Origin of the sequence: Bradyrhizobium sp. (assembly GCF_049512235.1) — a bacterium.
Taxonomy (GTDB): Bacteria; Pseudomonadota; Alphaproteobacteria; order Rhizobiales; family Xanthobacteraceae; genus Bradyrhizobium.
Window position 1 is genome coordinate 1 of record NZ_JBEKXH010000181.1, and the last position, 12,161, is coordinate 12,161.

A 12,161-nucleotide genomic window follows, 5' to 3' on the forward strand; every position below is an offset into this window, starting at 1 on the left:
CGCCGCCGCCGCGGCAACCATCACCAACAGCGGGACCGGAGCCATCGTCAGCTTCAACAATACCAGCACTGCCACGGCGGCAACCATCACCAACAGCGGCACCGGAGCCATCGTCAACTTCAACAACACCAGCACCGCAGCGGCGGCAGCCATCACCAACAGCGGGACCGGAGCCATCGTCAACTTCAACGACACCAGCACCGCCGGGACCGCGACCCTCACCAACGGCGCGAGCGTAACCTTCAACACCGGCGCGACGGCGGGAAGCGCCCACCTCATCAATGACAACGGCGGGACGATCGCGTTTTTCAATGCTTCCAGCGGCGGCAGCTCAGCTATCACCAATAATGCCGGAGCGATCGTCAATTTCAACGACACCAGCACGGCCGCGACGGCGACCGTTACCAACAGCGGGACCGTGAACTTCAACATCTCCGCGACCGCGGGCAACGCCAATATCACCGACAACAACGGCGCCTTCCTCAACTTTCACAATTCGAGCACGGCGGCCACCGCTGCCCTCACCAACAATGCCGGCGGCACGATCCAATTTCTGGACACCAGCACCGCAGGCAGCGCCACGATCTTGAACTTCGTCAATGGCATCACGCAATTCTTCACCACCTCCACCGCCGGCACGGCCACCATCAATAACCTCGGCGGTCTGACCCAGTTCAATAATGCGAGCACCGCTGGCAACGCGGTCATCACCACCAATAGCGGAGGCGGCGTATTTTTCGTCGGCACCAGCAGCGGCGGTCAGGCGACCTTCATCACCAACAGCGGCGGCGTGTTCGACATGTCGGGGCTGACCTCGGCTGGGACCACCGCCGGCTCGATCGCGGGTGCCGGCACCTATCTTCTCGGCTCCAAGACGCTGACGGTCGGCGGCAATAATCTTTCCACCACCGTCAGCGGGGTGATCTCCGATGGCGGTCTGTCCGGCGGCACCGGCGGGGCGCTGACCAAGGTCGGCACGGGGATGCTGACCCTGTCCGGCATCAACACCTATACCGGCGCCACCACCGTCAATGCCGGCACGCTGGTCGTGGACGGCTCGACCGCCTTGTCCGCGCTGACGACGGTGAATTCGGGCGGCACGCTCACCGGCAGCGGCACGGTCGGCAATACCGCCATCGCGGGCGGCACGCTGGCACCCGGCAGCCCCAGTGGCGGCGTGTTCGGCCCACTGAGCGTGCAGGGCAACCTCTCGTTCACGGCGGCCTCGACCTATATGATCCAGGTTTCTCCTGCCAATGCCGGCCGCACCAACGTCACCGGCACCGCGACACTTGGCGGCGCGACGGTAAACGCGGTGTTCCTGCCGGGCAATTACGTCAACAGGCAGTACACTATCCTCAACGCCACCGGCGGCGTCAGCGGTACCTTCAACCCGACCGTCATTTCCAACATGGCGAACCTGCAGTCGACCCTCAGCTACGACGCCGACGATGCCTTTCTGAATATCAAGCTCGTCTTCGTCGCTCCGGGGGGCCTCAACGTCAACCAGCAGAATGTCGCCAATGCCATCACCGGCTTCTTCAATGCGACCGGCAGCATTCCTGCGGCCTTTGCCGGGCTTAACGCCGCGGGCCTGACGATCGCCTCGGGCGAACTCGGCACCGGCGTGATCCAGTCTTCGATCAAGGCCGATGATCTATTCCTCAATCTGCTGCTCGATCCCACCATCGCCGGACGCGCCGGTGGTTTTGCCCGGCCGGGTGGCGGCGCTCCCCAATATGCAGATGAGGATCAGGATTCGGCCTACACTGCCAAACGCGGGGCGACGCCAAGCGAGCGCGATGCTTTTGCGATGGTGACCAAGGCGCCGCCTTGGTCGGCCGAGCCGGCTGCTCGCTGGAGCGTGTGGGGCGCGGCCTTTGGCGGCTCGGAGACCGTCGGCGGCAGCGCCGTGGTCGGATCACAGGACACCAGAGCGAGCGTCTATGGCCTGGTGGCCGGCGCGGACTACAAGCTCTCGCCGGACACCCTGCTCGGCTTCGCGCTGGCAGGCGGGGCGACCGGCTTCGCGCTTGCCAATGGACTTGGCAGTGGTTCGGCGGATGTATTCCAGGCCGGCGCCTATGCACGGCACAATTTCGGCCCGGCCTATGTTGCGGCCGCGCTGGGCTATGGCTGGCACGATGTCACGACCAACCGCACCGTGGCGCTGGCCGAGGTCGACCAGTTGCAGGGCCGGTTCAGGGCCGACACCTTCTCCGGCCGGTTCGAGGGCGGCTACCGCTTCGCCACGCCATGGATCGGCATCACGCCCTACGCCGCGGCGCAGGTGATCGACTTCAATCTGCCCGCCTATGCCGAGCAGGCGCTAGCGGGTGCCGGCCTGTTTGCGCTGAACTATGCGGCGCAGACCACGACCGACACCCGCAGCGAACTCGGCCTGCGCGGCGACAAATCATTCGCCCTGCCGGATGCGGTGCTGACGCTGCGCAGCCGTGCCGCCTGGGCCCATGACTATGACCCGAATCGCGCGGTCACCGCATTGTTTCAGGCGCTGCCGGGCGCGAGCTTCGTGGTCAACGGCGCCCGGCCCGACGCCGATTCGGCGCTGGTCAGCGCCGGCGCCGAGATGAAGTGGCTGAGCGGCTTGTCGCTGGCGGCGACCTTCGAGGGCGAATTCTCCGGCAATGTCACGAGTTATGCCGGCAAGGGCATCGCCAGGTACAGCTGGTAAAGATATTCATCGTCAGACAAGGGATCAGCGGACGGCGGATTTGATCGTGCCCTCGAGCGCTCGAATCTCGCCGACTGTCGGCGCCGCCGCACCGGCGCGCGTGCAAGTGAGCGCGCCAGCGATCGTGGCGAAGCGCAGGGCCTCGTGCAGATGATCACGGTCCCACGGCGCGATTGCGCCGCTCCCCAAAACGCCCTGTGAAAGCGCGTGTGCTAGAAAAGCGGCCAAAAAGACGTCACCCGCGCCAATCGTGTCGACGACTTCGATCTTCGGAGCCTGGCAGCTGACGAGGTCGCCATTCCGAAATGCCGAAGCGCCGAGCGCGCCGCGCGTGAGCAGCACAATTCGACCGCCCTCGGCCCAACGCATGGCGACCGCATCCGGCGTTTCACCGGGGTATAGCCAATTGAGATCGTCGTCACTCGCCTTGACGATGGAAGCCAGGGCAACCCTTTGTTCGACCAGGGCCGTGGTTTGCGCGCGCGGCGGCAACAGCGGCGCCCGGATATTGATATCGAAACTGGAGGAAATCCGGTCCCGCGCTTCAGCCAGGGCCGCCATCACAGCCTGGCCCCACGCGCCGCAGACCGCGGAAAACGACGAGACGTGCAGATGCGCCGCCTTCGCCAGCCAATTAACGGCAAGCTCGGGCGGCGCATGGGCGGTTTCCGCAAGATAAATGTTGTAGCGGACATGGCCGTCCGCGGTCCCGCGTTCGACGAACGCCAACGGGCTCGGACGCCTATCGCGCCCGACCAGCGTGACGTCGACACCGGAGCGCGTCAGCGCCTTGAACATCAGCTCGCCGTGCTCGTCGTTGGAAAGACGTCCGACAAAGGCAACGGGCGCCTCGAGGCCGGCAAGGGCAAGCGCGACATTGTAGGATGACCCCCCGGGCGCGGCTCTAAGCAATTCATCGTCGACCGGCAAGAGATCGACCAGCGCTTCGCCCATCGAAAAAATCAACTTCTGCGAAGACGTCATGACAGAGCCTCGAGTGCGCGACGTTGCTCGTGCATCTTGAGAAAGACGCGATAGTCGCGATCGAATCGCGCGCGCACTTCAGGATGCGGGTAACTCTTGCGACTGCCGCGCTGCATCGCGGCGCAGGCTTGCCTCAGATCAGGGTACAGCCCGGCCGCTGTGGCGGCGATCATCGCCGTGCCGAGCAGCATCGTGTCCTCGGCCAGGGGCACCTCGAGCGTACAGCCGGTGGCGTCGGCATAGAGTTCGATCAGCAGGGGATTATTCACATGGCCGCCACTGACGTGCAGGGTATCGATCGTGAAGCCGCGTTCGTTGAGGACATCAAGGATGTGACGAACCCCAAGCGCGATCGCGACCGCCGTTCGCCAATAGAGCTTGCACAGACCATCGAACGAGGCATCGAGGTTGAGGCCGCTGATGACGCCGCGCGCATGCGGGTCGCCGAGCGGCGAGCGGTTGCCGTGAAAGTCGGGAAGAACATGGAGGCGGTCGGCGAAATCGGCTCCCTCAGCTATCCGGAGCTGCCGAACGCGCGCAACCACACGCGCATGCATCGCGGCATTGGGCTCACCGCCGGCGCCATGGCTGCGAACGACATGATCGAGAAGTGCGCCGGTGACCGACTGACCGCCCTCATTGACCCACAGACCGGGAAGGACAACGCCGTAATAGGGACCCCAGATGCCGGGAGTCGGGCGTTGCGCCGGCGACAGCGACATCACGCAACTCGACGTTCCCCCGATCAAACTGAGGTGGCGCTCCATCCCGGAGGGGTCGCCTGCGAACCCGCCCAGCAAGGCAAGGGTTCCCGCGTGCGCGTCAATGATGCCGACGCCGACGCGGCAGGATGCCGTTAAGCCGAGTTCGCGCGCGGATTGCGGCGTCAGCGGGCCAAGGTCCTTGCCGATGGCACTTGCGCGTTCCGGCAATTGGCCGCGATCAAGCATGTCGGGGATGCCGACCGTCTCAAAGAAATCGCGGCGCCAGCCCCGCTGCTCATGGCCCATGAAAGTCCATTTGCAGGTCAGTGTGCATTGCGACCGCTCGGTGGAGCCTGACGCCTTCCAGGTCAGGAAATCCGCCAGGTCAAGAAAATAGCCCGCGGCGCTCCAGGTGGCAGGCATATGGCGCTTCAGCCACATCAGCTTCGGCGTTTCCATTTCCGGAGACATGACACCACCGATGAAATCGAGCACTACATGACCCGATCGCGTGCACTCATCGGCTTGCTCCAGCGCACGATGATCCAGCCAAACGATCGTGTCCCAGCGCGCCTCTCCGCTCGGCGATACCGAGAGCGGCCGTCCGAGACGGTCGCGAACCACCAGCGAGCAAGTGGCGTCGAAACTGATGCCGGCGATATCAGCGGGATCGGCGGCTGCGGCCTGGAGCGCGCCGCGCATGGCGGCGCAGACCGCGCACCAGATCTGTTCGGAATCATGCTCGGCAAAATCGCCGGCCGGCCGGTGCATCTCAATCGGGTGTTCGTAGCGGCCGAGCAGCCTGCCTCTGGCGTCAAGGATGCCGGCGCGCGCGCTGCCAGTCCCAACGTCCACTGCCGCAACCAGCCGATCCATCACGAAGACCTTTTCAGCAAGTCAAGGTTAGCGTATCAGCGATCCTGCCGACAGCCCCCTAAGCAGGGAGGAAAGTTCAAACATATCATCGAAGATCGCGGCCGGCACCATTTGTGCCAAGCTTGCCCGCAGCCCGGCGCCTGCGGCATGGCTGCCGCCGACAAAGCCAAACGCCGTCATCGCCGCGGCTTGCGCGGCCGCTATTCCGGCCGGGCTATCCTCAATCACGACGCAATCCCCCGGAGCCACGCCGAGGGCATGCGCGGCGTGCAGGAACAGGTCGGGCGCCGGCTTGCCATTGGCAACCATGGTGGCGCTGAAAATACGGGATTCAAAGCGGCCTATCAAACCCGTGAGATCGAGCGACAGACGGATACGCTCGGGTTGGCTGGACGATGCGACGCAAAACGGAATGTCAAGCGCGTCGAGCGCGTCTGCGACATGTGGGATCGGCTTTAATTCCAGCCGGAACCGGTCGTAGAGCCGTTCGCGCATGATCCTGACCGCCGCTTCGGCGGTGATGTTTCCCGGCGCGTCAGCCAGTATCGACGTCATCGAAGCAAGACTGCGGCCGAGAAATCGCGCGTAGACCTGCTCCCGGCTCATTGATATGCCTGCGTCGCGCAGCGTATCGACACAGACCTCCGCCGAAATCAGCTCGCTATCGACCAGCACGCCATCGCAATCGAAGATAACCAGTTTCGGCTTCATGAAAATCCCATGCGGGCCGCCAACTGCGTTCACCAGCAGGTATATCCGCCATCGACTTGCACAATCGCACCGGTCATCAAACTCGCGGCGTCGGAGGCGAGAAAATGAACGACCGAGGCGATCTCTTCCGGCTGCCCCACGCGGCCCATCGGCGTCATCTCGAGCCACACCTTGTACATGTCCGGATTTTCCATGATGCCGAACGACGTCAGCGGTGTTTCGATATAGGTCGGGGCGACCGCGTTGACGCGCACGCCGCGCTGACCCCACTCCGCCGCCAGCGACCGCGTCAGATGATGGACCGCCGCCTTCGAGGCATTATAGAAGGATTGAGGCTGCGGTTTGTTGACGATAAATCCGGACATCGAGCCGATATTGACGATCGCACCGGCGTTTCTTTCGAGCATTTTTCGCCCAAATGCGCGGCAGCACCAGAACAGCCCGTCGAGATTGACGTCCATGTGGAAGCGCCAGTGCTCGTCGCTGGTATCTTCGGCACGCACATCGCTCACCGCAACGCCGGCATTATTGACAAGAATGTCGATGCGTCCGTGGCGACCGGCGATTTCATCCGCGACCCGATCGACGTCCTTCGATTTTGTCACGTCAAGCGTGATACCGTGGGCGTCGACTTTCAGCGCGCGAAGCGAGGCGACGCTGGCGTCGGTCCGTTCCGGCAGAAGCTCGGCGACCAGGACCGTCGCGCCGGCTTCTCCCAATGCGCGTGCGCAGGCGGCACCGATGCCCTGGCCACCACCGGTCACCACGGCAACGCGACCATCGAGCCTCAGCTTTTCAAGATACATGGCATTTATCCTTTCAGCTCATCCAGTTTCCGCCGTCGACATTGTAGGTCTGCGCGACGACGTAGTCGCTCTCGGCGCCGGCGAGGAAAATGGCCATGCCCACCAGATCTTCCGCGCGCCCCATGCGACCATAGGGAACGGTTTCGCCGACCCGGCGCTTCTTTTCGCCAGGCGGGAGATTCTCGTATTTGGCGAATAGCGCGTCGACCCCGTCCCAATGCTCGCCATCGACAACGCCAGGCGCGATGGCGTTCACATTGATGCGATGGCGAATGAGATCCAGCCCGGCGGATTGCGTGAGACTGATGACTGCCGCCTTGGTCGCACAATAGATCGCGACCAAGGCCTCGCCGCGGCGGCCAGCCTGACTCGCCATATTGATGATCTTGCCGCCCCTGCCGCGCGCAATCATGGATCTTGCCGCGGCCTGCAATGTGAACAGCACCCCGCCGACATTGATCGCGAACAGGCGATCGAAGCTTGCCCTGGAAATATCGACGATCGGAGCCGCGTCGAACAAGGCGGCATTGTTGATGAGGATATCGATGCCTCCCGCATGGGCTTCAACCTTGGCGATCGCATCGTCGATAGAGTTTTGTTTCGTGACGTCGAGATGCACCGCATAGGCGGAGCCTCCGATTTCAGCGGCGGTGGCCGCCGCGCGCTCCAAATCGATGTCGGCGATTGCCACGGTTGCGCCCTCCCGCACATAGCCTTCCGCGAAGGCCCGGCCTATGCCGCGAGCGGAACCCGTGATCAGAGCGGACCTGCCCTCCAGACGTCTCATGAGACGGCCTTGCCATCAACGCCAAAGCGGTGGATCTTGGTCTCGTCCGGTGTGAGAAATATCTGCCCGCCGCGTTCGGCTGTGAATTCGCCCGTGGTTCGCGCGGTGATCGGACCGATACCGGGGACCTCGAGACGCAGGAAGGTGTCTGATCCCAGATGCTCGGACAGATCGACCTTGCCGCGCCAGGAGCCCTCCACTTGGGAAAGACGAAGATGCTCCGGCCTGATGCCGATGCTCGCCGCACCGTACTTTTGCGCCTCCGCGCCATCGATAAAATTCATCCGCGGCGATCCGATAAAGCCCGCGACGAAGCGGTTGGCCGGCGTCCGATAGAGATCAAGCGGCGAGCCCACCTGCTCGATGTTGCCCTTGTTCAGAACCACGATCTTGTCCGCCATGGTCATGGCTTCGACCTGATCATGCGTGACGTAGATCATCGTCGTCTTCAGCACCTGATGCAGTTCGCTGATCTCGATCCGCATGTTGACACGCAACGCAGCGTCGAGATTCGATAGCGGCTCGTCAAACAGAAAGGCCCTGGGTTCCCGCACGATGGCGCGCCCGATTGCGACGCGCTGGCGCTGGCCGCCCGAGAGTTGCCCCGGCTTGCGCTCCAGGTAATCGGTGAGGTTGAGCGTGGCCGCCGCGTCGCGGACTTTCTTGTCGATGGCAGCCTTGTCACGGCCCGCCATTTTCAGCGGGAACGCGATATTGCCGTAGACACTCATATGCGGATAGAGCGCGTAGGACTGAAACACCATCGAGAGCGCGCGTTGCGCCGGCGGCGTCTGCGTCATGTCCGCGCCATCGATCAGAATGCGCCCGCCGCTGGTATCTTCCAGGCCCGCGATCAGGCGCAGCAGCGTCGACTTTCCGCAGCCCGAGGGCCCGACGAAAACCACGAACTCGCCGTCGGAAACAGTGAGGTCGATGCCGGGAATGACCTTGAGGCCGCCGAATTCCTTGGAGACTTTCTCGAGTACGATACTGCCCATGTTACCCTCGCTGCTATTTGACGGCGCCAAACGTCAACCCACGCACGAGCTGGCGCTGCGAGAACCAGCCCATGAGCAGGATCGGGGCGATGGCAAGCGTCGATGCGGCCGAGAGTTTCGCCCAGAACAGCCCTTCCGGACTGGAATAGGAGGCGATGAAGGCGGTGAGCGGCGCCGCGTTGGCGGCGGTCAGGTTGAGCGTCCAGAAGGCCTCGTTCCAGGCCAGGATGATGTTGAGCAGCAAAGTCGACGCAATGCCCGGTACGGCCATGGGCGCGAGAACGTAAATGATCTCCTTGCCGAGCGATGCGCCATCCATGCGCGCCGCTTCGAGAATGTCGCCGGGGATTTCCCGAAAATAAGTGTAAAGCATCCAGACCACGATCGGCAGATTGATCAGCATCAGCACGAAGACCAGCCCGGGCAGCGAATCGAGCAAGCCCCAGTCGCGAAACAACAGATAGATCGGGATCAGGGCGCCGACCGGCGGCATCATCTTGGTCGACAGCATCCACATCAGGATATCCTTGGTCCGCTTCGTCGGCGAGAACGCCATGGCCCAGGCGGCGGGCACCGCGACAAGGATTGCGATCAGGGTCGATCCGAATGCGACGGTCACCGAATTGAAGAAATGCTTGAAATAGTCGGAGCGGTTCTGCACTTCCACGTAGTTCTCCAGCGTCCAATGGAAGAACAGGAATGTCGGCGGCGAGGCGATGGCGTCACCCTCTGACTTGAAGCTGGTCAAGAAGGTCCACAGGATCGGGAAGAAGATCAGCAGCCCGACGGTCCAGCCGATCACCGTGATGAGCACGTGGTGGCTTTTCGAGTAACTGCGCATGTTTCAGGCGTCCAGATTTTTGCCGATGAGGCGAACCAGGAAAAAGGCGACGATATTGGCAAGCACGACCGCGACGATGCCTCCCGCGGACGCGCCGCCAATGTCGTATTGCAGCAGCGCCTGCGCGTAGACGAGATAGGTGATGTTTGTGCTTTCCGTGCCCGGACCGCCGCCGGTCGTGATCAGGATCTCCGCGAAAACCGACAGCAGGAAGATCGTTTCAATGAGAATGACGACGGCGATGGCGCGCGCCAGATGCGGCAGGACGATGTAGATGAACAGCGAGACGGCGCGCGCGCCGTCCATCCTCGCCGCCTCTTGCTGCTCCTGGTCGAGCGATTGCAGCGCGGTGAGCAGGATCAGGGTCGCAAACGGCAGCCACTGCCACGCGACGATCAGAACGATCGAGAACAGCGGAAGATGGGCAAACCAGTCGATCGGCTCCAGCCCGAGCCCGCGCGCGATCCATGCGAACAGGCCGTAGACCGGATGCATCAGCATGTTCTTCCAGACCAGCGCCGTCACGGTCGGCATCACGAAGAACGGCGCGATCACCAGGAGGCGAACGATACCCTGCCCGGCGATAGGCTGGTCGAGCAGCAGCGCCAGAAAGATCCCCCCTATGACCGAAATCAGCAGCACGCCGCCAACCAGCAGAAGCGTGTTGCCGATCGCCTGCAGGAAAGCGGGATCGGTTAGGAAGTAGGTGTAGTTCAAGAGCCCGACAAAGGCCTCGGTCTCGGGCGTCAGGAGATTGTAGTTCAAAAGCGAGAAATACAAGGTCATCGCCAGCGGCACGATCATCCATGCGAACAGCAGGATGACCGAGGGCGCCATCATCAAACGCGCCGCGGAGCGGGTGTGAAGCGTAGCCATGACGTCCGTCCCTGGAACAATGAGCCGCGTGCAAGCGAGCGGCGGCCGCGCGGGAAACGCGCGCGGCCGCCGACCCCGGACTACTTGATGTAGCCTGCCTTGGTCATCTCACGCGTCGTCAGAGCCTGCGCGTTCTTGAGCGCCTGATCGGGCGTCGAGGATCCGGCCAGCGCGGCTGCGAACTGTTGCCCGACCGCCGTGCCCAGTCCCTGAAACTCCGGAATGGCGGCGAACTGGACGCCGATATAGGGCTTCGGCTTGTCGTTGCCGTTGAGGCTCGGATCAGCCGAATCGATCGCCTGCAGCGTCATCGCCGCGAACGGCGCCGCTTTCTGGTAGTCCGGATTGGCATAGAGCGATTTACGGGTGCCCGGCGGGACGTTGGCCCAGCCGTCCCTTGACGCGACCAGTTCGGCATATTGCTTGCCGGTCGCCCAGGCGATGAATTTCTCCGCCGCGTCCACTTTCTTCGATCCGGCGGGAATGCCGAGTGACCAGGCCCAGAGCCAGTTGGCGTTCTTGCAGGTCGTGCCGCAGGGCGCCGGCGCATAACCGACCTTGTCGGCGACCTTCGACGCTTTCGGATCCGAAACAAAGGAGGCCGCGACCGTGGCGTCGATCCACATGCCGCATTTGCCTGACTGGAACAACGCCAGGTTCTCGTTGAAACCGTTGGACGAGGCGCCCGGAGGCCCCGATGTCTTCATCAGTTCAAGATAGGTGTCGAGGGTCTTTTTCCATTCCGGCCCGTCGAAGGTCGGGTGCCATTTTTCGTCGAACCAGCGGCCGCTGTAGGAATTCGCCATGGTGGTCAGGAACGCCATGTTCTCGCCCCAGCCCGGCTTGCCGCGCAGACAGATTCCGTAGATTTCCTTCGACTTGTCCGTGATCTTGGCGGCCGCGGTTTGAATGAATTTCCAGTCCGGCTTGTCCGGCATTTTCAACCCGGCAGCGTCGAACAGATCCTTGCGATACATGATCATCGAGCTCTCGCCGTAGAACGGCGCGGCATAGAGCTTGCCATCGACGGTCAGGCCGGCGCGGATCGGCGGCAGCAGATCATCGACGTCATAGCTGGCGCCAAGGTTGGTCAGCGGCACGAGCCAGTTCTGCTTGGCCCAGATCGGAACCTCGTAGGTGCCGATCGTCAGCACATCGTACTGCCCTCCCTTGGTGGCGATGTCGGTCGTCACTTTCTGACGAAGCGCGTTTTCCTCCAGCGTCACCCATTCGAGATCGATGCCGGGGTTTTTCGCCTTGAAGTCGTCGGTCAGTCTCTGCATCCGGATCATGTCGCCATTATTGACGGTCGCGATCGTCAACTTGGTTTGGGCAGACGCCATTCCGGCACAGGCGACCGCCGAACAGGCGGCAATCAGAAACGATGCAAGCCTCATATTTTCCTCCCTCTTCAGGTTGTGAGCATTTGCCTTGGTTGTGAGCAATTACTCGACGGAATGGGGGTTCTGTCAAGAGGTCTTCGATGCTGCAATGCAGCTAGAAGCATGCCCCCCCTGTTATCCGCCTATTTTAACAGGGGCAAAAGCAGTGGCAGGAACGGTCTTTCGGATTCACGCCTTTCCCAATCGCCTGGAAAGCCTGCTTTTCGGGACGGTTCCGGCGGCTTGTCGCTGTGCTCGCCGCCGCTTTTGCCCCTGTTACCGCAATCGAAACCCGGTGCAGTGCGAAGCCCGGCTACTTGCGGCCGAGCACTGCCCGCGCCGTAGCCTCGTCGGTGATCAGGCCGTTGATCAGCCGGCCCCGCAGCGCGGCAATGATGCCGGGCAACTTCAATTTGCCTTTGGCACCGGCGATCACCATGCACTGATCGCGGGACGGGATCGGCGCGCTCGCCACCCGATCGAAGGTGACATCCGTGACCA

General features: G+C 62.8%; 11 protein-coding genes. 1 reads left to right on the plus strand and 10 read right to left on the minus strand.

The genetic code is table 11. The annotated features are described in order from the left end of the window. A partial coding sequence (locus ABSG20_RS17760) for an autotransporter outer membrane beta-barrel domain-containing protein (RefSeq protein WP_423865817.1) occupies nucleotides 1-2,695 on the plus strand: 2,695 nt, incomplete at its 5' end. 24 nt (nucleotides 2,696-2,719) lie between these two features. On the opposite strand, the gene ABSG20_RS17765 is transcribed toward ABSG20_RS17760, so the two are convergent. From ABSG20_RS17765 to ABSG20_RS17810, 10 genes are all read right to left on the minus strand, one after another. Then, complete coding sequence (locus ABSG20_RS17765; protein ID WP_423865818.1) at nucleotides 2,720-3,679, minus strand: carbohydrate kinase family protein; 960 nt, start codon at nucleotides 3,677-3,679, stop codon at nucleotides 2,720-2,722. After that, complete coding sequence (locus ABSG20_RS17770) at nucleotides 3,676-5,259, minus strand: FGGY-family carbohydrate kinase (RefSeq protein ID WP_423865819.1); 1,584 nt, start codon at nucleotides 5,257-5,259, stop codon at nucleotides 3,676-3,678. Before ABSG20_RS17770 ends, ABSG20_RS17765 begins: the two co-directional genes overlap by 4 nt. A 27-nt stretch (nucleotides 5,260-5,286) precedes the next feature. After that, nucleotides 5,287-5,970: an HAD family hydrolase gene (locus ABSG20_RS17775; protein WP_423865827.1), complete on the minus strand. Its 684-nt coding sequence runs from the start codon at nucleotides 5,968-5,970 to the stop codon at nucleotides 5,287-5,289. Between the two features lie 29 nt (nucleotides 5,971-5,999). Beyond that, entirely contained in the window at nucleotides 6,000-6,776 is a 777-nt protein-coding gene (locus ABSG20_RS17780) for an SDR family NAD(P)-dependent oxidoreductase (RefSeq protein ID WP_423865820.1), read from the minus strand. A 13-nt stretch (nucleotides 6,777-6,789) separates the two neighbouring features. Then, on the minus strand, nucleotides 6,790-7,563 hold the full coding sequence (locus ABSG20_RS17785) for an L-iditol 2-dehydrogenase (protein ID WP_423865821.1): 774 nt from the start codon (nucleotides 7,561-7,563) through the stop codon (nucleotides 6,790-6,792). Then, a complete protein-coding gene (locus tag ABSG20_RS17790) occupies nucleotides 7,560-8,561 on the minus strand; it encodes an ABC transporter ATP-binding protein (protein ID WP_423865822.1) in 1,002 nt (333 codons plus the stop codon). Before ABSG20_RS17790 ends, ABSG20_RS17785 begins: the two co-directional genes overlap by 4 nt. A gap of 13 nt (nucleotides 8,562-8,574) precedes the next feature. Beyond that, complete coding sequence (locus ABSG20_RS17795) at nucleotides 8,575-9,402, minus strand: carbohydrate ABC transporter permease (protein ID WP_423865823.1); 828 nt, start codon at nucleotides 9,400-9,402, stop codon at nucleotides 8,575-8,577. Between the two features lie 3 nt (nucleotides 9,403-9,405). Beyond that, nucleotides 9,406-10,278, minus strand: a complete 873-nt coding sequence (locus tag ABSG20_RS17800; protein ID WP_423865824.1) for a carbohydrate ABC transporter permease — start codon at nucleotides 10,276-10,278, stop codon at nucleotides 9,406-9,408. An 80-nt stretch (nucleotides 10,279-10,358) separates the two neighbouring features. Next, nucleotides 10,359-11,675 (minus strand): ABC transporter substrate-binding protein, encoded by a 1,317-nt coding sequence (locus ABSG20_RS17805; RefSeq protein WP_423865825.1) that lies wholly within the window; start codon nucleotides 11,673-11,675, stop codon nucleotides 10,359-10,361. Nucleotides 11,676-11,973: 298 nt separating this feature from the next. Continuing rightward, nucleotides 11,974-12,161 (minus strand): sugar-binding domain-containing protein (locus ABSG20_RS17810; RefSeq protein ID WP_423865826.1); only part of this gene is annotated, 188 nt, incomplete at its 5' end.